This window comes from Sphingomonas sp., from assembly GCF_965200105.1.
Taxonomy (GTDB): domain Bacteria; phylum Pseudomonadota; class Alphaproteobacteria; order Sphingomonadales; family Sphingomonadaceae; genus Solisphingomonas.
The window spans coordinates 1,305,027-1,326,097 of sequence record NZ_CBDATN010000002.1 but is presented as its reverse complement, the minus strand read 5'-3'; the positions used below and the strand labels follow the sequence as shown (position 1 = coordinate 1,326,097).

The 21,071-nt window shown below is 65.0% G+C and carries 19 protein-coding genes and 7 pseudogenes; 7 read left to right on the top strand and 19 right to left on the bottom strand.

All coding sequences use genetic code 11. The annotated features are described in order from the left end of the window. Window positions 1-13: 13 nt before the first annotated feature. Window positions 14-196: pseudogene (locus ACOFKX_RS07805) on the top strand (oxidoreductase); the annotation flags it as partial. Window positions 197-296: 100 nt separating this feature from the next. Here the strand turns inward: ACOFKX_RS07805 and ACOFKX_RS07800 are convergent. Then, window positions 297-791, bottom strand: a complete 495-nt coding sequence (locus tag ACOFKX_RS07800; protein ID WP_419826452.1) for a hypothetical protein — start codon at window positions 789-791, stop codon at window positions 297-299. 305 nt (window positions 792-1,096) lie between these two features. On the opposite strand from ACOFKX_RS07800, the gene ACOFKX_RS07795 reads away from it, so the two are divergent. From ACOFKX_RS07795 to ACOFKX_RS07785, 3 genes and pseudogenes are all read left to right on the top strand, one after another. After that, on the top strand, window positions 1,097-1,378 hold the full coding sequence (locus tag ACOFKX_RS07795; protein ID WP_419826451.1) for a hypothetical protein: 282 nt from the start codon (window positions 1,097-1,099) through the stop codon (window positions 1,376-1,378). A 104-nt stretch (window positions 1,379-1,482) separates the two neighbouring features. Then, window positions 1,483-1,935 (top strand): annotated as a pseudogene (locus ACOFKX_RS07790) (transposase); the annotation flags it as partial. A 113-nt stretch (window positions 1,936-2,048) separates the two neighbouring features. Then, complete coding sequence (locus ACOFKX_RS07785; RefSeq protein ID WP_419827377.1) at window positions 2,049-3,356, top strand: IS701 family transposase; 1,308 nt, start codon at window positions 2,049-2,051, stop codon at window positions 3,354-3,356. Between the two features lie 208 nt (window positions 3,357-3,564). Here the strand turns inward: ACOFKX_RS07785 and ACOFKX_RS07780 are convergent. Further along, window positions 3,565-3,666 (bottom strand): annotated as a pseudogene (locus ACOFKX_RS07780) (IS630 family transposase); the annotation flags it as partial. Window positions 3,667-3,783: 117 nt separating this feature from the next. Here ACOFKX_RS07780 and ACOFKX_RS07775 point away from each other — a divergent pair. Next, window positions 3,784-3,955 (top strand): annotated as a pseudogene (locus tag ACOFKX_RS07775) (IS3 family transposase); the annotation flags it as partial. A 92-nt stretch (window positions 3,956-4,047) separates the two neighbouring features. On the opposite strand, the gene ACOFKX_RS07770 reads toward ACOFKX_RS07775, so the two are convergent. From ACOFKX_RS07770 to ACOFKX_RS07750, 5 genes and pseudogenes are all read right to left on the bottom strand, one after another. After that, window positions 4,048-4,575 carry a cupin domain-containing protein gene (locus ACOFKX_RS07770; RefSeq protein WP_419826450.1) on the bottom strand — a complete coding sequence of 176 codons (528 nt, stop codon included), beginning with the start codon at window positions 4,573-4,575 and terminating at the stop codon, window positions 4,048-4,050. A gap of 23 nt (window positions 4,576-4,598) precedes the next feature. Continuing rightward, window positions 4,599-6,980: a TonB-dependent receptor gene (locus ACOFKX_RS07765; protein ID WP_419826449.1), complete on the bottom strand. Its 2,382-nt coding sequence runs from the start codon at window positions 6,978-6,980 to the stop codon at window positions 4,599-4,601. 336 nt (window positions 6,981-7,316) lie between these two features. Then, window positions 7,317-7,595 (bottom strand): annotated as a pseudogene (locus tag ACOFKX_RS07760) (transposase); the annotation flags it as partial. Between the two features lie 178 nt (window positions 7,596-7,773). Then, window positions 7,774-7,992: pseudogene (locus tag ACOFKX_RS07755) on the bottom strand (transposase); the annotation flags it as partial. A 514-nt stretch (window positions 7,993-8,506) separates the two neighbouring features. After that, window positions 8,507-9,328, bottom strand: a pseudogene (locus ACOFKX_RS07750) (IS701 family transposase); the annotation flags it as partial. A gap of 132 nt (window positions 9,329-9,460) precedes the next feature. On the opposite strand from ACOFKX_RS07750, the gene ACOFKX_RS07745 reads away from it, so the two are divergent. Further along, a complete protein-coding gene (locus ACOFKX_RS07745; RefSeq protein ID WP_419826448.1) occupies window positions 9,461-10,972 on the top strand; it encodes a putative bifunctional diguanylate cyclase/phosphodiesterase in 1,512 nt (503 codons plus the stop codon). A 90-nt stretch (window positions 10,973-11,062) separates the two neighbouring features. Here ACOFKX_RS07745 and ACOFKX_RS07740 read toward each other — a convergent pair whose 3' ends face one another. The 4 genes from ACOFKX_RS07740 to ACOFKX_RS07725 form a co-directional block, all read right to left on the bottom strand. Continuing rightward, the gene (locus ACOFKX_RS07740) at window positions 11,063-11,848 is read right to left on the bottom strand and encodes an aspartyl/asparaginyl beta-hydroxylase domain-containing protein (protein ID WP_419826447.1); all 786 of its coding nucleotides are present in this window, start codon (window positions 11,846-11,848) and stop codon (window positions 11,063-11,065) included. Window positions 11,849-12,102: 254 nt separating this feature from the next. Beyond that, a protein-coding gene (locus ACOFKX_RS07735; RefSeq protein ID WP_419826446.1) for an IS5 family transposase occupies window positions 12,103-12,902 on the bottom strand; the annotation gives its coding sequence in 2 pieces (ribosomal slippage) (window positions 12,103-12,540 and window positions 12,543-12,902; 798 coding nt in all). A 174-nt stretch (window positions 12,903-13,076) separates the two neighbouring features. Then, window positions 13,077-13,430: an EthD domain-containing protein gene (locus ACOFKX_RS07730; protein ID WP_419826445.1), complete on the bottom strand. Its 354-nt coding sequence runs from the start codon at window positions 13,428-13,430 to the stop codon at window positions 13,077-13,079. A 96-nt stretch (window positions 13,431-13,526) separates the two neighbouring features. Further along, entirely contained in the window at window positions 13,527-14,243 is a 717-nt protein-coding gene (locus ACOFKX_RS07725; protein ID WP_419826444.1) for a DJ-1/PfpI family protein, read from the bottom strand. A gap of 153 nt (window positions 14,244-14,396) precedes the next feature. Between ACOFKX_RS07725 and ACOFKX_RS07720 the strand changes: the two genes are divergently transcribed. Further along, complete coding sequence (locus ACOFKX_RS07720) at window positions 14,397-15,419, top strand: GlxA family transcriptional regulator (protein WP_419826443.1); 1,023 nt, start codon at window positions 14,397-14,399, stop codon at window positions 15,417-15,419. Window positions 15,420-15,664: 245 nt separating this feature from the next. Here ACOFKX_RS07720 and ACOFKX_RS07715 read toward each other — a convergent pair whose 3' ends face one another. The 8 genes from ACOFKX_RS07715 to ACOFKX_RS07680 all read right to left on the bottom strand — a co-directional run bounded on the left by ACOFKX_RS07715 (window position 15,665) and on the right by ACOFKX_RS07680 (window position 20,989). Further along, complete coding sequence (locus tag ACOFKX_RS07715; RefSeq protein WP_419826442.1) at window positions 15,665-16,459, bottom strand: NAD(P)H-dependent oxidoreductase; 795 nt, start codon at window positions 16,457-16,459, stop codon at window positions 15,665-15,667. Window positions 16,460-16,487: 28 nt separating this feature from the next. Beyond that, window positions 16,488-16,673, bottom strand: coding sequence for a zinc-binding dehydrogenase (locus ACOFKX_RS07710; protein WP_419827376.1), 186 nt, complete (start codon window positions 16,671-16,673; stop codon window positions 16,488-16,490). Then, complete coding sequence (locus tag ACOFKX_RS07705) at window positions 16,651-16,923, bottom strand: hypothetical protein (RefSeq protein WP_419826441.1); 273 nt, start codon at window positions 16,921-16,923, stop codon at window positions 16,651-16,653. Before ACOFKX_RS07705 ends, ACOFKX_RS07710 begins: the two co-directional genes overlap by 23 nt. Next, window positions 16,920-17,471 carry a hypothetical protein gene (locus ACOFKX_RS07700; RefSeq protein WP_419826440.1) on the bottom strand — a complete coding sequence of 184 codons (552 nt, stop codon included), beginning with the start codon at window positions 17,469-17,471 and terminating at the stop codon, window positions 16,920-16,922. The genes ACOFKX_RS07705 and ACOFKX_RS07700 overlap by 4 nt, the downstream gene beginning before the upstream one ends. Before the next feature lie 1,164 nt (window positions 17,472-18,635). Next, the gene (locus tag ACOFKX_RS07695) at window positions 18,636-19,262 is read right to left on the bottom strand and encodes a class I SAM-dependent methyltransferase (RefSeq protein WP_419826439.1); all 627 of its coding nucleotides are present in this window, start codon (window positions 19,260-19,262) and stop codon (window positions 18,636-18,638) included. Continuing rightward, the gene (locus tag ACOFKX_RS07690) at window positions 19,259-19,591 is read right to left on the bottom strand and encodes a hypothetical protein (RefSeq protein ID WP_419826438.1); all 333 of its coding nucleotides are present in this window, start codon (window positions 19,589-19,591) and stop codon (window positions 19,259-19,261) included. Before ACOFKX_RS07690 ends, ACOFKX_RS07695 begins: the two co-directional genes overlap by 4 nt. Next, window positions 19,588-20,148 carry a metallophosphoesterase gene (locus ACOFKX_RS07685; protein ID WP_419826437.1) on the bottom strand — a complete coding sequence of 187 codons (561 nt, stop codon included), beginning with the start codon at window positions 20,146-20,148 and terminating at the stop codon, window positions 19,588-19,590. The genes ACOFKX_RS07690 and ACOFKX_RS07685 overlap by 4 nt, the downstream gene beginning before the upstream one ends. A 10-nt stretch (window positions 20,149-20,158) precedes the next feature. Further along, complete coding sequence (locus ACOFKX_RS07680; RefSeq protein WP_419826436.1) at window positions 20,159-20,989, bottom strand: aldo/keto reductase; 831 nt, start codon at window positions 20,987-20,989, stop codon at window positions 20,159-20,161. Between the last annotated feature and the right edge of the window lie 82 nt (window positions 20,990-21,071).

Sequence of the window (21,071 nt, the reverse complement as noted above, 5' to 3'; positions counted from 1 at the left end):
AAGGAGAAGTCCCATGCAGACGATCGACCAGGCCGGCAGTTTCATCCTCGGCGACCGCCGCGTGCCGCGGATGGGCTATGGCGCGATGCAGCTCGCCGGCCCGCATGTGTTCGGTCCGCCAAGGGACCGCGAGGCAGCGCTCGCGGTGCTGCGCGCGGCGGTGGCTGCCGGCGTGACCCATGGGTGTACCGCCGAGCGGATGTGAACGGACGGCGGAAGTTGAGGAGCGGTCAAGCAGCTCGGAGTGACCACAAATGGGTCGTGAAAGCCGCTGAGCAATGGCAAGAAATGGCGGATCAGAGACGGGTCGCCCCCGCTCTGGCCTCTTGCGGCGCCCAGTCGACAGAGCAGGCCGCCGTCACTCGCACTGCGGCACCGTTGGTTTTTAACAGCGCCGCGTCGATGCCGTTGACCAGCGCAAACCGATAACGGCCAGACTCCAGGAACAGCACCTCCGGCGTGTTCAGGCCGGGACGCAGGCCGTCCAGGTCGTCGGTACTGACGGTGAAGCGGCTCTGCGCGCGCGCCTTGGACCAGGAGAGGATCTCGGACGGGACTAGGAGGTCGCCGGCCTCCGCAGCGTCGTCGTCATAGGGGGAGTAGATCTCCAGCAGCCCACGTTCTGGTGTGACCACCGCCAGCACGTGACGGCGCGCGGCCAGCTCGGCCGGCAGCGTCAGGGTCAGGACGCGAGAAGCGGAGTTAGTCCCGCTGAGCGTATGGAGCGAGCAGCTCATGCCGCCGATGCCGCCAACCCAGGCAGGAAAGCGCACCTTCTCTTCCCCAGCCACGGCCCGCGTGAGGTCGGCAATATAGAGAGCGGCGGGGTTTGCGGCCGTTCCGGCGTCGGCCGTGGATCGGACCGTGAGCTAGCCTCGAGTCCGACAGTGGACTTCGCCGGCGCGCTGCCCGCCTGATTGCACCCGACGGCGAGCAGCAGCGCGAGCAGCACGGCAACGGCTGAACTGGACGCTGAGCCGGTCATTCCTAACTTATAGCGCTCGAGACGAGGGGTTGTCACGGACAGTGCCTCCGGCCATCCCTCGACCGCTGGCGGAGCAGGCTACCTTTGCAGGTGCGGCAAGGAGGACGAGCTATGAAATTTCCGAAGGCGATCCTGATTGCCGCCGTGGTGAGCGCCTCGCCAGCGGTTGCGCAGGTGACGGCGCTGAACCCGACGACCATGAACGGCTACGCCGGAACCGCAGCGGCGCACCGGCAGGCGCAGTCACGTGCCCAAGCGGCATCGACTCGCCGGCAGGCGGAGGCTTGCGCCACGCTGCCGCAGTTTCGAAAGCAGTACGGTGCCGGCAACTCGCAGGTCGTTCGACTCACATCGCTCTGCCGTCGGGCCGGCTATACCGGCTCATCCCGCTGATGACAGGTCGTTCTCCGCATCTTGCTATCGCCGTCACCATCCTGGCGGCGCTGATGCCGGCCGCGTCCACGAGCGCGCAGGATCTGCCGGCCACGCAGCTTCAGGATCACGCGCAGGTGGTGCGCCAGAGCATGCTCACGCGGTCTCTACTGAGGAGACGAGCCAACCCATCGACGGCGCTCAGACCCGAGGGCAAGGGCGCCGCCCTCGTCCTGCCCCGCTGCAACACCGAGGGCCTGACGCTCCACCTCGCCGGGATCTCTACAGCGGTGGCCTCCGGCGCTCACGCCGTGCTGCTGCTCGACCAGACCGGGTGGCATGGCGCGCGCAACCTCGTCGTGCCCGACAACATCACGCTGTTGCCGCTGCCGCCGCGCTCGCCCGAACTCAACTCGTCGAGAACGTCTGGCAGTTCATGCGCGACAACTGGCTCTCAAACCGCGTGTTCGCTTCCTACGCCGACATCCTCGACCATTGCTGCCGCGCCTGAACGCGCTCGTCGACCAGCCCTGGCGCATCATGCCCTCGACCTGCGCCGCTGGGCGCATCGGTCATGAACTCAGAGACTTGGTAAGCGTCGCAATGCTAGCACTACTTTGGCAGGTTGAGGGAACCGGCTGGAATCGTCGTTGATTCTTGTGTGTCAGTGTAGGCTGACGGATCGATGGCGATGGTGGTGGACGAGGGCTGGCGAAGCGATCTGGAGCGATGGCTTGAGCCGTTCCTGGCGGGGCTGTCGCATCCAGCGCGGCGCAGGATGTGCCCGCAGTATGTTGCTGGTCTGATCGGTCCCGGCGATCGCAAGAGCGTGCAGCCGATGGCGGCTCGCGGTGGCGAGGCCGGCTATGACCAGCTCCACCACTTCGTCGCCGCGGGTGTCTGGGAGCGCGCGCCGCTCGAGGCGGCGCTGCTGAGGGAGGCCGACCGGTTGGTGGGTGGCGTCGGAGCCTTCCTCGTCATCGACGACACCGCCATGCCGAAGAAGGGTCGGCACTCTGTCGGCGTGGCGCCGCAATATGCCTCGTCGCTGGGTAAGAACGCGAACTGCCAGACGATGGTGTCGGTGACGTTGGCATCGCGTGAGGTGCCGGTGATGGTGGCCTTGCGCCTGTTCCTGCCGGAGAGCTGGACCGGCGATCCCACGCGCTTGGCGAAGGCGAGGGTTCCCGCCGACCGTCAGGCCGCCCTGACCAAGCCGGAGATCGCCATCGAGGAGATCGACCGGGTGAGGACCGCGGGTGTGCGCTTCGGCTGCGTGCTCGCGGACGCCGGCTACGGGATGAGCGCGCCGTTCCGCCAGGCGCTGAGCGAGCGTGGCCTGTCCTGGGCGGTCGGCATCCCTGCCCGGCAGAAGGCGTATGTGGCCGATGTCGCGATGATCTTCCCGGTGGCAGGCCACGGGCGGCCTCGCCAGCACCATATCCCCGACAGCAAGTCCGTCGCTGCCGAGACGCTGCTGGCCGGGCAGTCGTGGCGACGGGTCAGCTGGCGGCGCGGTACGAAAGGGCGGCTGACCGCCCGCTTCGCGGCATTGCGCGTGCGCGTGGCCGACGGTCCGACTCAGCGGATCCGTGACATGGGCAACCAGCATCTGCCGGGCGAGGAGGTCTGGCTGGTCGGCGAGCATCGCTCGACCGGCGAGCGTAAATACTACCTCTCGAACCTGCCGCCCGACATGCCGCTGGGGACGCTTGCCGGCGCCATCAAGGCACGGTGGATCTGCGAGCAAGCGCATCAGCAGCTCAAGGAGGAACTCGGCCTCGACCACTTCGAGGGTCGATCATGGACCGGACTGCACCGACACGCGCTGATGACGATGATCGCCTACGCCTTCCTCCAGTCCCGCCGCCTCACCGCCGCGGGACGGAAAAAAAAGAGTCGGGGGACCACCACCGCAACCGAGCATGCCGGCCGTCAGACAGGCGATCCTCGACTACTTCGCACGACCGCCTCCGACGCGCTGCCCCCATTGCAGTAGACCGCTCGCGACCACTTCACCTACCAACCGCCAAAGTAGTGTTAGTGCTCACCCCGTGCCCGGCCAGCATCGTGCGCAACTCGTCCAGCGTGATGTCGGACTGCTTCTCCATGGCAGCGTGGATGAGCCTCGCATAATCCTCGATCTTGACCGAGCGGCGATCGCCACCTTACGGCTTGGCGGCCGGTGTGCCGTGCTGAAGCGTCAGCTGCCGCCAGCGGATCGCGCTCGCTGCGCTCACCCCAAACCGTTCCGCCGCCGCCCGGCACGACAGTTCACCTTCAACAGCGGCGACCACTCGGTCTCTCAGATCACGCGAGAAGGAAAGACGATTGCAGCCGGTTCCTTTAACTTGCCAGAGTAGTGTTACATATTAGAAGCGATCACCAATTTTAGGCGGATCCCAGTTGCACGTCGAAATACGATCGAGGTGATCCGCAGGCGTGGACCTTGGCGCAATTTCGAAGCCGTCGAAGTACGCCACACTCGAGTGGGTCGACTGGTTCAACCACCGTCCGCTGCTTGAACCCATCGGCAACATCCCGCCTGCCGAAGCCAAGGGACAGTGTTACGCTGCGCCGACAACATCGGTATGGTAGCGTGACTTACAACCCAAGCCTCCGGCAAACCCGGGGCGGTTCGAACGCACCTGAAAGCGTCGGTCGCTATCCAAATGGGAAGTAGCGGCCGCTCAAGTGTTAAGCACGGGCCGCGTGGCAGTCTTCCAGTCTTCCTGGCGCGCAATCATGGTCTCCGCCGCGCGCCGCCAGAACCCGGCGCCCTTCGCTACCATCTTGAAGTCGAATGTCTGCGCGTGGCGGAACTCAAGGATCTCGAGGCCCTCGGGGCCGGGAGTGAAGGTGTAGGGCACGTCTGCGGGAATGAAAAAGCCGTCACATGGCCCTAACCATTCAGAGCCAAGCTTCAGCGACCCCGAGACGATGTAATACAGGCAGTCGACGTTGTGGCTGTGCAGCGGCAGCGGAAAATCCTTTTTAAACCAAGCATGAGCCAGGCTGAAACCGGGAATACTGAACAACACCTTAACCTGCTCGCCCCGTTCGGAGCCGGCGCTAAACATGGCGTTCACGCCCTCCGCCTGCGCAGGGCTGTACGGTAGGATCTGCATGCACTGCGCCTCCTCCAAAGAGGGCGCATCGGCTTCGCGAAAAATCTGGAACTTTCTCTCGGCGGACCTACTTCCGGACATGATCTGCATCTCCTCGGAATGTCTTGGAAGGGCTAGTATTTAAGCGTGGCCTGGAGAGTCACGGCGCGGGGCTCGCTGACGGAACCGATCAAGTCGCCGAGAAACGCACCCGAGGTTCCGGTCTTTCCTCCGCTGCCCGCCACCGCGGCGCTGCTGACGCTGCGCAGGACGTTCGTCAAATTGGTGCCGATCAGCGCCAACGCCCATTTATCGTTACGCCCGCGCACCCTGATGCTGGCGTTGTACCGCCAAGCCTCGTGAACACGCGAACGAGGATCTTCCTCGGGAAGCGACAGATAACTGCCCGTATAGAGCGCATCCGAAGAGATCGAAGCCGTCAATCCGCCTCCGATCTCGCGCTCGTAGGTTGCCCCCACATTCCCAGACCAGTTGGGCGCCCGGGCAAGCGGCCGGCCAGACAGGTCCTGCGCGTTCCCTACCGCCGTTGGCGTAGCGGGAGTGATCGTGACGTTTCCGTCGGCGCCCCTCCCGGCGATGCTCGAACAGCCGGCGGCCTGCGACTGTCCGGTGTAGCAAGGCGAATTGGTGAACCGGTCGAAGCGAGCCTTGTCATAGTCGATCGTCCCGCGAAGGCTCAAGCCCCGTACCTGATCCGGCTGGAGCTGGATCGAGGCCTCAACGCCCTTGGTCGTGGCTGAACCTGCGTTTGTGAACTGATAGCTGAGTGAGGTTGGGTTGAACGCCGAAATCTGCAATCCATCGTACTTATAATTGAACACCGCAATATCGAAGGCGATCTGACGGTCGGCCAATGTTCCCTTGGCACCGATCTCGCCACCACGCGCGGTCTCCTGCTTGTAGGTCGTGTCACCGGCATTGATCCTGCCGAAGCCCCCGACCAGCGAATTTAGGTCGAAACCACCCGACTTGAAGCCTTGGCGGTACGCCGCATAAAGCGTGAGACTCCTGACAGGCTTGTACGTCAGCGTCGCTTCGGGCGAAACGTTGTTGAAAGATCGTTGCCTCGGGGAAAATAGAATGTCGTAGCCGGTCGCCGTAAACGAGTTGGGGTTCTCGTGACCCGAAACCTTCTTAGCCTCATGCGAGTAGCGCGCACCCGCGGTGATCTGAAGGGTGGACGTTATGTTGTACAGGACCTGACCGAACGCGGAATAGGCGTTGGTTATCTGCCCCAATCGGGGATCGACGAGAAGAACCGGTCCTGACAGGAAGCCGCCTGTATACGCCTTCGATAGGGGATTCCCGACGGCCACGGCGCTGAGGTCGCGAAGGTTCACATGCTGATAATATGCGCCCACCATGAAGTTGATGGGGCCGCTCAGCTTCGTGGTCGCGCGCAACTCCTCGCTAAACTGCTTGGTATTTAGATAACTTCCTGCAGCGATAAAATCCTGGTCGCCATAAGCAAAGTTGCCATCTATACCAGACTTGAGATTGTAGTACCCGGTAACGGAGGTAAGCGTCAGCGCATCCGATGGATGATAGTCCGTAGCAAGGGAAGCGAGGAACTGTTTGTTGAACGTATAAAGCCGGCCGTTTTTGAAGATCTTCGGATACAAGCTCGACACGTCCGAGGAGAGGTCTGCCTGATTGTTGTAGCGGTTCACCTTGCAATCGCGTGACCCGCTGGAATTGAGCAACAGGACATACTGCGGAGCGGGGCCGGCGCAGGCTTCAATCTGATTGAGGAAGCCATAACCTCCTCGCTGCGTGATATTGTCGTAGCTTATCTTCAGCTTGGCGTCGAAGGCTTGATCGGGAGAAGCGTAGGCCAGCGTGCCGCGGGTGAAGTATTCGCGTACACGCGAACCCCGCGGCAAACTGCTGCCGATATTCTGCGAGGTCGACTCTCCGGTGCCGCCCGCCGACGGCGGAACCCGGATCGGCGCGATCGGCTTGGCGTCGTTCCGGAACCAGCCATCCTGCTTGCTGTAGTAGCCGTCGATACGGGCGCCGATTGTCGACGTGAGGGGTCCGGAGACGGTGCCCTCGACGAAGCGCTGGTCGGCCGCGAACTCGTACCCGCCTCTTGCCATCACCTCGAGGTCGTGCCCCGGATCCTGTGAGACGAGCGAGATGACGCCGGCCGGGCTGTTCTTGCCGTAGAAGAGCGCCTGAGGACCCTTGAGGATCTCGATTCGACCCAGATCATGCAATCCCAGCGCGAGGGCGCTCGACTGGCTCACCTGGACGCCGTCGATGTTGAGCGCCACCGACTGGTCGTTCGTCGTGCTCGATGAAACCGTACCGATGCCGCGAAGCGTGATGACGTTTTCGCCGACGCCGGCTTGGGGGCCGACCTGGAGATCGGGCGTCTGCGCGGCAATTTGGGAGAGCGACTGTGTGGCATATCTAGCGAGTTGATCGCTGGTGAAGGCTGTTATGGCTACCGGAACATCCTGAAGACGCTCGGTGCGCTTCCGGGCGGTCACAACGATGTCCTGGATGCCGCTTAACGGCCCCGCCACTGGCGTCGGGACAGGCGGTGCCGCCGACGCGGGATCGCTCTGGGCGGATGCCTGGCCGGCCGCTCCACAAGCCAAGCCTAGCAAAGCTAGCCCATTCCAGCGCGATGGCCGATGATGAGTGCCCATTCCCCCGGCCCTTTTCTATCTACCGTATGTAGGTTTTCTAGATATTGTAAGGTATCGTGTCCAGCCTGGCGTTCGGCAGACCTCATCCATCTGTCAACCTCGGGTAATCGCGGTGCCGAGTCGAGCTGTCGAAAGTGTCGCGGTACGAGCGCTACTAATACCAGATCTCTGAGATCATGACCGATGCGCCCAGCGGCGCAGGTCGAGGGCATGATGCGCCAGGGCTGGTCGACGAGGGCGTTCAGGCGCGGCAGCAATGGTCGAGGATGTCGGCGTAGGAAGCGAACACGCGGTTTGAGAGCCAGTTGTCGCGCATGAACTGCCAGACGTTCTCGACGAGTTGAGTTCGGGCGAGCGCGGCGGCAGCGGCAACAGCGTGATGTTGTCGGGCACGACGAGGTTGCGCGTGCCATGCCACCCGGTCTGGTCGAGCAGCAGCACGGCGTGAGCGCCGCTGGGGAAGCGAAGCGTCCTGGTGCGCTTCGTCGAGGTGCGTCAGATCCGAATGGTTGATGACGAGGTCGAACTCGCCATCAGCATAGCGTAGTGGCGGCTGACCTGATGGGGTGGCCTTGGCGGGGATTACCGCCTCCACCTCGGCGTCGGCGAGGTCCTCGCGGATCGCGTCAGCATCGTAGCCCTTGTCGGCGAGCAGCGCGTCGATCCGATTGGCGACCATGCGCATGAGCGGGCGGAAGCCCTGGACGTCGTGCGCCTGCCCGGGCGTCAGGACGAAGGCGAGCGGGCGTCCCTGAGCATCGCACCTGGCTCGGAGCTTGGTGGTGAACCCGCCGCGCGAGCGACCAAGCGCCTCGGCGTGGCCAGTTCCTTTTTTATCCCCACCGCGCAGTGGTGCGCCCGCACGACCGTGCTGTCGATCATGTCGGCGCTGGTGTCCCGCTCAACCGCCTCGGCCAGCGTTTCCAGCATGGCATCGAACACGCCGGTCATCGTCCACCGCCGGGCAAGATAATGTCGCGCACGAAGGGCCGTTTGTGGGCGCTTGCGGCCTGTTCGCTGCCGGCGTTCGCCTTGCGCTTAAGCGCGGGTGGGGCTTGGTGGGAAGCGGACGTTTGCTCGGAATGATTGAGTCACATCTGACAACGCGGTAGCTTGGACGGGCTGAAGTCCTCACTGCCGTGGTCAGGGCCTGCATGGACCGACACTCTGTAGCGTCCGTTCGGCCTGAGTTGCGCGGCGGGCGTAATGATGCCCCAGTCGGCCGGGTGCTCCCCGTAGATAATCCTCTTTAACTTGCCAGCTGGCTTCGCTTCCCAAACGGTCGCGACGCCTCCGCCGTTTGCGTATGCCGCCTTCTCTAGCACTACTTTGGCAGGTTGGTAGGTGAAGTGGTCGCGAGCGGTCTACTGCAATGGGGGCAGCGCGTCGGAGGCGGTCGTGCGAAGTAGTCGAGGATCGCCTGTCTGACGGCCGGCATGCTCGGTTGCGGTGGTGGTCCCCCGACTCTTTTTTTTCCGTCCCGCGGCGGTGAGGCGGCGGGACTGGAGGAAGGCGTAGGCGATCATCGTCATCAGCGCGTGTCGGTGCAGTCCGGTCCATGATCGACCCTCGAAGTGGTCGAGGCCGAGTTCCTCCTTGAGCTGCTGATGCGCTTGCTCGCAGATCCACCGTGCCTTGATGGCGCCGGCAAGCGTCCCCAGCGGCATGTCGGGCGGCAGGTTCGAGAGGTAGTATTTACGCTCGCCGGTCGAGCGATGCTCGCCGACCAGCCAGACCTCCTCGCCCGGCAGATGCTGGTTGCCCATGTCACGGATCCGCTGAGTCGGACCGTCGGCCACGCGCACGCGCAATGCCGCGAAGCGGGCGGTCAGCCGCCCTTTCGTACCGCGCCGCCAGCTGACCCGTCGCCACGACTGCCCGGCCAGCAGCGTCTCGGCAGCGACGGACTTGCTGTCGGGGATATGGTGCTGGCGAGGCCGCCCGTGGCCTGCCACCGGGAAGATCATCGCGACATCGGCCACATACGCCTTCTGCCGGGCAGGGATGCCGACCGCCCAGGACAGGCCACGCTCGCTCAGCGCCTGGCGGAACGGCGCGCTCATCCCGTAGCCGGCGTCCGCGAGCACGCAGCCGAAGCGCACACCCGCGGTCCTCACCCGGTCGATCTCCTCGATGGCGATCTCCGGCTTGGTCAGGGCGGCCTGACGGTCGGCGGGAAGCCCCGCTTCGATGCCGACGGAGGCTTCGAGGGCTTCGTTGGATCGGGGATCGACCTGACCGAGAAACGGAGATCGCAGGCGGCGATCACCCGACTGGCCTATACCGACGGCCTCACCGGCCTCGCCAACCGCGAGCGCATGCGCACGACGTTGGAGCATCTCTTGGCCACGCGCCAGAGCGGGTTCGATCCGACTGCGCTGCTGATGCTCGATCTCGATCGCTTCAAGGCGATCAACGACACACTGGGCCACCTGATTGGCGACGAGCTCCTCAAGCAGGTCGCGCAACGCCTCGAGCGGATCATCGAGAAGACCGGCGTCGTGGGACGTCTCGGTGGCGACGAGTTCCAGGTGATCCTGGCAAGCGAGAGCGCCCGGAACGACGCCGAGCCCGTCGCTCGGACGATCATCGAGACGCTCTCGCGGCAGTACATCATCAAGGGCGCACCATTGACGATCGGCTGCTCCGTCGGGATCGCGGTGGCGCCCGAACAGGGGCAGACGGTGGAGACGCTGACCAGGAACGCCGATCTCGCGCTCTACGCCGCCAAGGACGGCGGGCGCAGCACGTATCGCATCTTCAACGAGGATCTTCTCGTTGATGCCAAGAACCGCCGCCAGCTGGAGGACGACCTGCGTCTCGCCACATCCAACGGCGAACTCTATCTGGTCTATCAGCAAGTGGTATCGACGGCGACCGAGGAGATCGTCGGCTACGAGGCGCTGATCCGCTGGAACCATCCTCGCCGCGGCAACGTGAGCCCCGCCGAGTTCATCCCGATCGCCGAGGAAACCGGACTCATCGCCGGCATCGGTGAGTGGGTCCTCCGCACGGCCGTCGCCGATTGCGCGGCTTGGCCGGGCGGCGTCCGCGTCGCGGTCAACGTGTCCCCGCTCCAGTTCGCCAACCCCAAGCTGCCCCACCTGATCGCCAACGCACTGACCGCGTCCTGTCTCCCGCCGGACCGCCTGGAGCTGGAGGTTACCGAGGGCGTGTTCCTGCAGACAGACGATGATTCAGGCTGCACGTTCAAGACCCTCAAAGATCTCGGCGTGCGGCTGGCGCTCGACGATTTCGGCACCGGCTACTCATCGCTCGGTTACCTCCAGAAGGCGCCGTTCGACAAGATCAAGATCGACCAAAGCTTCGTGCGCGGCGCGATCATGGCCGGCAACCGCAAGGCGGCGATCATCAAGGCGATCGTCACCCTTGCCAACACGCTGGGCCTCGAGACCACCGCGGAGGGCGTCGAACAGCAGGACGAGGTGGTGTTCGTGCGCGAGCTTGGGTGCAGCAGCATCCAAGGCTTTGTCTACGGCAAACCGGTACGGGCTGAGCAGGTCGCGGCGGACTTGGACCAGCGCGGGCTGTCGGCGCAGCTTGTCGGCCACAGGATCAGCCGCCCGCCGCGCGAGAAGGTCATCCTCAAGGCGCTACTGGTGCGCGGCAGCGATCGGAACGAGGCGACCGTCCGCAACACGTCAGGCGGGGGCGCGATGATCGAGAGTGCAAGCCTCACTCCAAGCGATGTTGGCACGTCAGTGGCGATCGAACTCCAACAAGGGTCGATCTGGACAGGGATCATCAAGTGGGTCGACGGTCAGAGAGCCGGGGTCGAGCTATCTCGGGCTGGACGATCGTCGAGGTAGGCTCAAGCCGCCTCACGGCTTGTTCGATGAAGATGAACAGAGGTCAAATTTAGGTAAGCGCAGAGGGCGGTTTGAATGGCCGGAACTGGGTCAGAATGACAAACGCTTGATCACCTCCGAGAAAAGTGAACTCGTTCGTTTCGTCCGTCGCTTCGGCGTCGCGCCGATCGAGTGGCGAGCTTGCTGGACGTACTTCGTCAAATTGACGAACCGGATGGTCACACGGGCGAGAACCCGCCCGCGCCACCGCATCGGGCGCAGCACTTGGATGAACAGAACGGTACGCGGCTTGTCACTGTGGTTCCAGACCTCGTGAGGAAAGCTTTCGTCGAACATCAGGATTTCGCCGTCGTCCCAGCCCCGGCTCTGGTCGGCAACCTGGATGCGACACTGGTCGGGACCGTCAGGAACGCGCAGGCCGAGATGGATATTCAGTAGGGCTTTCGTGAAACCCTTGTGGCGAGGCACGTGGGTGCCCGCCTCCATCACGGAGAAGAAAGCGGTAACAAGGTTTGGGATACGGTCGAGAATCGCCGCTGTATTCGGGCATCTGGCCCGATTGGCGACGACCTCATAGCCATGCGCCTCGAAGAAGAAGCTCCGCCACTTGTCATCGGGTGCGATGCGTCGATGGTAAGACGCGATCTCGCCGAGGGGCGGGATTATCTCACGTTCGGCTACCAGCGCGTCATACTCGGACTGGATCAGCCGCCAATCCGCCTTGAGCTGTTCGACCCAGGGCAACAGCGATGCATCGAGTATCGGCGTAGTGGGGATCAGCGAGGCGCGTTCGACCCACCGATTTAGCGTTGGACGTAGCTTCTTGCCGAACCGCAGAAGGCCCGATCCAGATGGTTTCTTAGCGGAAGCTGGCATGTCGGAGACTTCTATGGACCCGGCGCAACGATGCCTCAATCGATAACACCCGTTAGTTGCCGGTTTCCATCGTACTTGCGCTCCCGCAGCAGCGAGCATTCGCTACCTGAATGACCGCCCGCTGCGGGGGTTTCGGGTGGTTCGTTCGAACGGCCGACTCTGGGTCGCAGCGACATGTGCGGAACTGTCGATGTGCGCGGCGGCGGGTGACGGCCTTAAATGCCTCTAAGAGCGCGTTTGAGAAGGCCGTTTGGTCATGTCCATCGGCGTAGCAGGGTGGCGGAAGCGGCGATGGTTATGAGGGTTTCGGCGACGGCGGTGAGCTGCTCATAGTCGCGGACCAGGCGGCGGTTCTTGAAGATCCAGGCGAAGGTGCGCTCAACGACCCAGCGCCTCGGCAGCACCTCGAAGCCTTTGGCATGAGCGCCGCGGCGGATGATCTCGAGCGTGACGTGGGTTTTGTCGGCAGCCCATTGCACGAACCGGCCCGCATAGCCGCCGTCGGCAAAGACACGAGCGACGAAGGGGAAGCGCTGGCGGGACGCCTTGAGCGGCAGCTTGCCACCGTCACGGTCCTGGACGTCGGCGCCATGCACCCGGACGGTGAGGAGCCGACCATCGGTGTCGGTCAGGATGTGGCGCTTGCGCCCGGTGATCTTCTTGCCCGCGTCGTAGCCCTTGTCGCCCCCTTTTGATCGGCAGTGCGGACCGACTGGCTGTCGAGGATCGCCGCCGATGGCGACGCCTCGCGGCCGCAGCGTTCGCGGTCGGCGAGGACGAGCGCATGGTGGACATGCTGCCACACGCCTTCCCCCTGCCAGCGGCGCAGATAGTAGTAGACCGTCTGCCATGGCGGTAGATCATGCGGCAGCAGCCGCCATGCCGCACCCGCGCGCAGGAAGTAGAGGACGGCGTTGACCAGCTCGCGCGATGTCGCCTTTCGTGGTCGCCCGCCGGCCCGAGCACCCGGGATCATGGGCGCGATCAGCTCCCACTGTCCGTCGGTCAGATCGGTGTCATACCGTCGCCTCGCAGGCAGCTTCCTCTTCGGCATCGGGCGTCGGCTCGCATCGTGGGTCCGACCCTCTATGAATCACGCCAAAGCCGCCTTGGGAATCGTTCTCAAACGCGCTCTAAGCGCTGTCCTTAGCTGATTGCACTGCTCCCGCCGGCCGTGATCGGCGAACGCAAGCAGGAAACCTTCGCGGGCCGAAACGCCGGGTGCGGATCAAATGCTGGGCGGGAGGACGCCGTGCTCCTCCGACACGACGAAGTCGCAACGCTCCAGGTCAAGGAAGCTTGCCTCGTCCGGCCGAACGACCCGCAGATACTCGGCATCCGAGAACAGCCTGCCGATCGCCTCGACGTCGTCGAACCAGAGCTCGGTGATGCCGTCATACTTGGCCGGCGGCATGCCCGGGAGGTCGACCGGGAGGGCGTGCTGCTGGACGTAGCGACGCACCGTCTCCTTCGCGACCGGCACCGACATGAATAGCGCGGCGTGCACGTTGCGATGGTAATCGACGAACCGCTCCTGGGTGAGCGAGGGCTTGCGCTTGAGCAGGATTGTGAACTTGACCAAGGAGTACTCCTCTGCAGCTTGGTGCGTCGCCGGTGAGGCGGAATAGCCTGCTGGCGGCCAGCCGATGAGCCGCCAGTACTAGGCGCTCCTACGCGATCATGCGGGCTGCGGCGCCATCCGTCGCGCACGAGCGACGTCGACGCCTTCCGCCATCGTGTCGCCCATGATCGCCCTCGCCGCCGCGACGCGCTCCGGGCCCGCGCTGTCGGGATTGCCGGCCGCGAACGGCGGTGCGGGGTCGTACTCCATCATGAGCTGCGTGACCTTGGCCACCTCCTCGCCGCGCAGCTCGGCGAGCAGCGTCAGGCCGAAGTCGATGCCGGCCGTGACGCCGCCACCCGTGAACCGGTTGCGGTCGGCTACGACGCGCTCGTGACCGCCCTCGACGCCGAGCGCGTCGAGGAGGTCGTAGGTAGCCCAGTGCGTCGCCGCGCGATAGCCGTCGAGCAGCCCCGCCATGCCCAGGATCAGCGATCCCGAACAGACCGAGGTGACGTAGCGGGCGTCGCGACCGCGCTCAGCGAGGAAGTTGGTGATCTCCTCATCCTTCATCGCCGCGACGGTCCCGAACCCGCCGGGGACGAAGAGCACGTCGAGCTCGGCGGGCGCGTCGGCGAACGTGGCGGTGGGCATCAGCGCCACGCCGCTGTCGGTCATCACCGGGTCGAGCGTCTTCCAGAACAGGTGGGTCCGCCCGTGCATGCCCAGCGCAGCCTGCGGGCCGGCGAGGTCGAGCAGGGTCATGCCGGGGTAGAGTAGCATGCCGATCTCGAGCGGCGGCTGGTCGGCGGCGAAGGCGGGCATGCTGGTCATGGAAGCTCTCTCTCGTTGCTGCTCCCACCTTCTAGGCGCCGCGAGCCGACGATCGTGAGCGGCAGAAACGACAATCTTGTCGGGTTTCCTGCCAAGGCCGACACCGTTCATTGAGGGTGAGTATCGGATTTAATATGGCAGTTTCCCAGTTCATTGGAGGTTCTCGCCATCCACAAAGTCGCAGTTCTAGCATTCCACGGCGTGGTACCGTTCGACCTCTCCATCCCGGTCGAGGTGTTCGGCCGCGTGCAACTCCCGAACCCGGACCACGGCTACCAGGTCCAGGTCTGCGCCGAGACGCCGGAGGTGCGCGCCCGCAGCTTCGGCATACGCGCGCCGTGGACGCTTGCAGAACTCGCCCAAGCCGACACGGTGATCGTGCCGGGCATCGATCATCCGGAAGCCCCCGTTCCCGACACGGTCGTCGCGGCGATCCGGTCCGCCTATGCGAACGGCGCACGCGTGGTCTCGATCTGCTCGGGCGCGCTGGTGCTCGCCGCGACGGGGTTGCTCGACGGTCGGCGGGCGACCACCCACTGGCTGGCCGCCGATCTCCTGGCGGGTCGCTACCCCGCAGTGACCGTCGATCCCGACGTGCTGTTCGTCGACGAGGGGCGGATCGTGACTTCCGCGGGATCATCGGCGGGGCTGGACATGTGCCTGCACCTGCTCCGCCGGGACCACGGCCATGCCGTCGCGGCGCACGCGGCCCGGCTGGCGGTGGCGCCGCTCGACCGAGAAGGCGGGCAGGCGCAGTTCATCGTACATGCGGAACCCGCCTCGTCCGCGAGCCTCGCGCCCCTGCTGGACTGGATGCGAGAGCATGCTCATCAACAACTGACGGTCGCCGACCTTGCCCGTCGCGCGGCGACGAGCCCGCGCACTTTCGCCCGGCGCTTCCGCGAGCAGGTCGGCACCACCCCCCTGCAGTGGCTGATCACCGCCCGCGTGCGCCGCGCCCAAGAACTGCTGGAGACGACGGCGCTGTCGCTCGGCGAGATCGCCGAAGCCACTGGCTTTGACGGGGCACCGGCTCTGCGCGACCGCTTCTGCCAGACGGTTGGCGTAAACCCTACGGCGTACCGGCGCGCGCTGGGCCTGGGAAAGCCGGTGCTCAGTAGGACAAACGCAAAGACGAATGAACATCTGAAGTTGGGCGGCGGTGGTGGGGCCTAGAATGTCTGAAATTGGGTCGTTGCCGCTTTCCTAAAAACCCGTGTCCGAGAGCGCCGAGTCTTCCCGCTACTCCATCCCCGCGATGCAGTTTCGGGAAAAGGTATTTGGGACCGGGTTTTGAGTTAAACGGCCTCTGCGTGGGTCGGCGGCGTGGCTGGCCCCACCTGGCTTCCCGCTGGATGTTCGTTTTTGCGGGAAGATGATCGAACGTCGTTGTTACTCGACCGATGGCAAGCTGAAGCTCATCAGCCCATCCGCGTTCGATCCACATGGAGGCCAAAGCCGGAGGCGCCGGGGTCGCCCAACTCGGGGCGCAGTTCCAGGCTGGGAACCTGATAGTCTCCGCCGTTCTGCATCCGGTAGGGAATGGGTGCGATAGTTTCGATGGTTCGCATCCTCTCCTTTAACTGATCCGCCATCTGCTGGAAGCCGGCTTCATCCAACCGGTCCACGCGGTAGGCCACGAAGGGCGGCAGGAGGGTGTAGCCGGGATAGTAGAGAATGCCGTGGTTGATCGGGAACAGAATATCCTCGATCGGGCCGTTCACCCCTCGCGAGGCATAGTGCGTCGCCCAGCCACCCGCGGTGACGATCAGCATCGCGCGCTTGCCAGCCAGTGTGCCTTCACCGAAGCGGTCGCCCCAGTGGGTGTCGCTCTGTTCGCCGACCCCGTAGGCGAAGCCCAAGGCGTAGACGCGGTCCACCCAGCCCTTGAGGATGGCCGGCATGGAGTACCACCACAGCGGAAACTGGAGGATCAGCGTGTCGGCCCAGAGCAGCTTCTCCTGCTCGGCCTTCACGTCCTCCGTCAGTGATCCGGCGGTGAAGGCCTGGCCCGACGCGCCAGCCACCCGTAACCGCTCGTCTTCCGCCATCTCCGGGAAGTCCGCGCGGTCGACGCTCGCCTTCCATCCCTCGGCGTAGAGGTCGCTGACGCGGACCTCGTGTCCCTGCGCTTGCAAGTCGGCCACGGCGATGTCGCGCAGGGCACCGTTCAGGGAGTGGCGTTCCGGGTGGGCAAAGACGAGAAGAACCTTCATGGTCCGGTTGTCCTGCTGAATGCGTTGGTCAGAACTCGACGACGATCTTGCCGAAGTGGCCGCCAGTCTCCTGGAGCCGGAAGGCATCGGCGAGTCCGGCGAGCGGGAAAGAGCGGTCGATCACCGGACGGCCGTGGACGGCGTCGATGCCGCGAATCAGGTCCATCTGATGCCGGCGACTGCGCCTCCGGTCAGCTGCCGCACCAACTCCCAGCCGGCGAGGACGGTGACGCAGCCGCCGTCGGCGGCCTGCCAGGTCTCGATCGCGAACCGCAGTTCCTCGACGCGATTGAAGAGGGTCCTGATCTCCCCCTCACGGGCAAGCAGCCGCTCCGGGCGGGTGGATCGAACCCGGCATAGATGGTCTTGAGCTTGTTGCGGGTCTGCTCGAGTTCGCGGCCATAAGGCGCGATGTCGGTGATGGTCACCGGCTTGCCGGCGAGGGTGACGGTGATCGTGGTCATGCACGGTCCTCCTGCGGAAACCGGAGGTTGGCGTCGTGATCGTCGAGCCAGTTCGCCGCGTGCCCGCGCGTGCGCGCGGCCGGGAGCGTGATGTTCAGCGCGCGCGCGGTGGTGACCGCGAGATGGCCCTGGTGCGAAAGCGGCGGCTTCCAGCGCCCGGAATTCAGCAGACCAAACTCGGCGAACAGGGCGTGACCGCTCACCTCGAGCATCGGATCGGCCTCGCAGGCGAGGCGCAGGCGCGCGAGCAGGCCGGTGTCCTCGCGGTCACCGATGCTGGCGTCCAGACGCGCGAGCGCCTCGCGCCAGTCGAGCGCGTGAAACCCGGCGACCGCAAGGATGTGGCCGGCGCCGAACCCGCGCTCGGCGAGCATGCCGCCGGGCACATAGGCGGCGTGGTTCAGGTGATAGCCGAGCTGGGCCTGCTCCGCGTCGCACTGGACGATTCTGTCGAGCGCAGTCCGGCGCGCGCCGTGAACTTCGGCGAGTAGGGTGTCGATATGGGCGACGAGCTTCTCGTCGCTCACGGGTGGATGGCTGTCGAACATGGCCGTGTCTCCTTCGAGACCGGCCCACCATGATGATAATGTCGTCAGCGACGTAAGTCCTCGCGACCGTCCGCTCGCGCGAGCCGCGGGCGAGATCGGGACGACGCAGGTCACGTCGGCGAGGGCGAGCATCGGGCATCCTTTCAGCATCGGCGCTGGGCGGGTGGCCCAACTCCGAGCTTATGGGCTGATCGGGCGCCCGGCGGCAGGAGATTCGTGGTTAACGCACGATTTTCTCGGAGCCGGTGGTCTCGGGCCGGCACTTACGTCGCTGCCAGTATGACACAGCCCGATACTGCCGCGCATGACGTATCGGCCGATCACCTCAACGCAGCGCCGCAGGTCCATCGCGGGCGACAAGTGTCTTGCACGAGCGACACAGCGGGCTGACGAACAGGGCCAGGAGCAGGTCGAAGGGGACGGCAAGAGAGGGGGCAGGTTCAGTTTGGGGGCGGGTGGCGCATTAAATGAATTGCCTGCGGCAAATTCGGGCGGCTCCGCCTCGTCCGTCCCGCCCCCGCCCCCCGTCTCCTTCTTTCTGGTCCTGCCCGACGGCAGTTGCGCGCCCGCAACGGCGAGGACGTGCCGGATCGTCATGAAACAGTCGCGCTCCGAGGCGCACAAGCAGGCCCGGATCAGGCGCCTCGAGAAGGCGGCCGAGTTGCAGTCCGCGCTCGAGGATCGCGCGGCAGCGCGGCGTCTCCACCAGGAGCTCGCTGAGATAGAGCGCGACCGCATGCCGATCAAGCCGGGGTCGCCGACGCTACGAAAGTCGAACCTTTCCTGCTGTGATGCTATGCTGCGGTACAACTACCGTAAGCAACGATCGGAGGATCAGCGGCCGTGGATTCCGAAACCCTCAGAGCTGCCGCCAGACTGGCGCGAGCGCGGAGCGCCCCATTACGATTGGTGGATCGTCGGGACGGACTTGAGCGCCCAGGCGCTCGCCGCGCGCTTGAGCAGCTTGCGAAGGATCTGGATGTCACGGCGGATCACGAGGAACAGCGGGAACGGAAGAGCCGCTGACCACCGGAAGGATCACGTCGCCTCCACGACGCTTTCTGCCGTAAATACTCGTCGACGACGGCAGGTCGTCCGCAGCCAAGGATCGCCAAGTTCGCCTTCGCCGCCGTCCAAGAGCGTGCCGGCGGGCGCTCGGGCTAGTCAGGCGTTGCCGATGACAGCGACCAGGGGGTCGCTCGCACCACCATCGGCAAGCAACTCGACCGTGATGTCGCGGAAGCCCGCGCGCTCGAGGTAGAGCCGGATCAGCGCGGCATGTCCGTTCGTGTCGAGCGACCGCCAGATGGCGACGGCCTTGGTCGGGAAGCAACGATTCGAGAAGCTGACGATGAACGGGGAGTCCGGCGCCAACACCCGGCGTACGTCGGTGAACACCGCGACCGGCTGCTGCAGATATTGCGCGCCGACGCAGCAGAGCGCGGCATCGAACGATCGGTCGTCCAGCGGCAGTGACGTCTCGCGATTGAGATTCTGCACGAACCAGCGATCCAGCCTTCGATTGGCGGCGAGCTCTTCGGCGTTCATGCCGTGACCCACGACATTGGCGTAGGTTCGGTCGAATGGCAGGTGGCTGATCCAGCTCGACATGAGGTCGAGCACTTGGCTGTTCTCGGGGAGCCGCTCCCGATAACATGCGGTCAGCGCCGCCACCGCCCCTTTGTCGATATGTGTAACCAGCCGCGGTGGGGCATAGAAAGCGAGGTCGTCACTCGGATCCTGTTTCGAAAACGCACCGGCCGGCAGCTCGGGGAGCGGATCGATCGTCATGGCGCGCTATCCTGCTCTCTCAGCCAGCCGGCATACGGCGTGTTAACGACCAGATGACGATTGAGATCGGGCGAGCCGTCCTGCCACCACACTGGCCCGCGCTCGCCGAGCGCCACCTTGGCGCGATCGACCTGAGCACGTGCTTCGGCAAGGTGCGCCTTGTCGGCGGCACGCAACGCGGCTCCTACCGCCCGTCTCCCCGTCATGAGTTCGCTCACCAACGCGGCGCGCTGCTCTTCCGGCAGGCTCGGGTTCGATCGCCGCCACAGGCGGCCGCGAACCACGAAATAGCGGCCGTCCGGCGTGACCGGGTGGGCGTTTGCGCTCACGGTGCCGTCTCACGCGATCGTGTTGGCGGGTTCTGCCGAGCGAGGTTCTCGCCGGACTCGACGTCGACCGAGCCCCGCCCGACGAGCGCCGCGAGCGTCGTGGGTCGGAAATGACGCGCATCTACCCCGACGTCGAACTGGCGCGGCAATGGCTTCAGCTTGCCGTGACTATGGCCGTGCAGGTTGATCGAGCGGCGATGCTGCCCGTTCCAGCTTCTGAACGGGTAATGGCAGAGCACCAGCAGGACGCCGTGGTACGTCAGTTCTACATAGTCCTGAACGCTCGCCCAGCCGGCGGCTTCACCGGTCCCAGGATCGTCATTGTTGCCGCGGACGAGATGCTTGGTGCCGTTGAGCCGAGTGAGCAGGGCTGGCACGTCCGCCGGCCGGCGCGCCACGTCACCAAGGTGCCAGATCTCGTCCTCGGGACCGACTACCTCGTTCCAGCCGACAACAATCGCCGCGTCCATCGCCGCCACATCGGCGAACGGCCGACGGTGAATGTTGATCGTGCGGTGATCGCCGAACTGCGTGTCGGCGGTGAAGAAGAGCGCCATCGCCGAAAGCTCAGAGCATCTCGAGCGGTCGCCGATCGCGCGGGCGCGGGAAAGCGGCGTCGAGTGCCGCAAGATCGGCGTCCGAGAGGACGAGGTCCGCAGCCGCGCGGTTCTCCCGCACATGATCAACCGAGCCTGCCTTCGGAATGGCGATCACGCCATCGTGGCGCATCACCCAGGCGAGTGCGACCTGCGCCGGCGTCGCGCCGATCGTCTTTGCGACCTCGGCGAGGGTGCGAGCGGCAAGGAGCCGTCCCTGTTCGACCGGGCTGTACGCCATGGCCGGGATGCCATGCTCCACAAGCCAGGGCAGCAGGTCATGTTCGGACCCTCGCCGCGTGACGTTGTAGAGGATCTGGTCGGTTGCGCAGGCGCCGCCGCCCGCCGCGACAAGCTCGTCCATGTCATCGGTGTCGAGGTTGCTGACGCCCCAGTGACGGATCTTGCCCGCGGATTTCAGCGCGTCCATCGCCTCGACCGTCTCGCCGAGCGGCACCGACTCGCGCCAATGGAGCAGGTACAGATCGAGCCGGTCGGTGCCGAGCCGCTTCAGGCTCGCCTCGCAGGCACGGCCGAGACGTTTGCGCGAGGCATTGTGCGGATAAGCCTTGCTGACCAGAAACAGCCGGTCGCGCACATCGCCGAGCGCCTCGCCGATCAGCGTTTCGGCCGCTCCGTCGCCGTACATGTCGGCCGTGTCGATCAGCGTCATGCCGAGCTTGACGCCCGTGCGCAGCGCCGCAATCTCGTCGCCGCGGCGATCGTGCCGCTCACCCATCATCCAGGTGCCCTGGCCGAGCGCCGGCACCGTCTCTCCGCCTGGGAGCGTCACGATCTTCATGTTGGTCTCACCGCCGGAATGGCTGACGACCCAACGCCGGATAGGTCGTTCCGGTGCAACCACCCGCCTTCAATCGCGCACA

Bases quoted from the DNA above. Each gene is read 5' to 3' on its own strand.
- ACOFKX_RS07795 (WP_419826451.1), top strand. From the start codon at position 1,097: ATGAAATTTCCGAAGGCGATCCTGATTGCCGCCGTGGTGAGCGCCTCG.
- ACOFKX_RS07785 (WP_419827377.1), top strand. From the start codon at position 2,049: ATGGTGGTGGACGAGGGCTGGCGAAGCGATCTGGAGCGATGGCTTGAG.
- ACOFKX_RS07770 (WP_419826450.1), bottom strand. From the start codon at position 4,575: ATGCAGATCATGTCCGGAAGTAGGTCCGCCGAGAGAAAGTTCCAGATT.
- ACOFKX_RS07745 (WP_419826448.1), top strand. From the start codon at position 9,461: ATGCGCACGACGTTGGAGCATCTCTTGGCCACGCGCCAGAGCGGGTTC.
- ACOFKX_RS07740 (WP_419826447.1), bottom strand. From the start codon at position 11,848: ATGCCAGCTTCCGCTAAGAAACCATCTGGATCGGGCCTTCTGCGGTTC.
- ACOFKX_RS07725 (WP_419826444.1), bottom strand. From the start codon at position 14,243: ATGACCAGCATGCCCGCCTTCGCCGCCGACCAGCCGCCGCTCGAGATC.
- ACOFKX_RS07715 (WP_419826442.1), bottom strand. From the start codon at position 16,459: ATGAAGGTTCTTCTCGTCTTTGCCCACCCGGAACGCCACTCCCTGAAC.
- ACOFKX_RS07705 (WP_419826441.1), bottom strand. From the start codon at position 16,923: ATGACCACGATCACCGTCACCCTCGCCGGCAAGCCGGTGACCATCACC.
- ACOFKX_RS07700 (WP_419826440.1), bottom strand. From the start codon at position 17,471: ATGTTCGACAGCCATCCACCCGTGAGCGACGAGAAGCTCGTCGCCCAT.
- ACOFKX_RS07695 (WP_419826439.1), bottom strand. From the start codon at position 19,262: ATGACGATCGATCCGCTCCCCGAGCTGCCGGCCGGTGCGTTTTCGAAA.
- ACOFKX_RS07685 (WP_419826437.1), bottom strand. From the start codon at position 20,148: ATGGCGCTCTTCTTCACCGCCGACACGCAGTTCGGCGATCACCGCACG.
- ACOFKX_RS07680 (WP_419826436.1), bottom strand. From the start codon at position 20,989: ATGAAGATCGTGACGCTCCCAGGCGGAGAGACGGTGCCGGCGCTCGGC.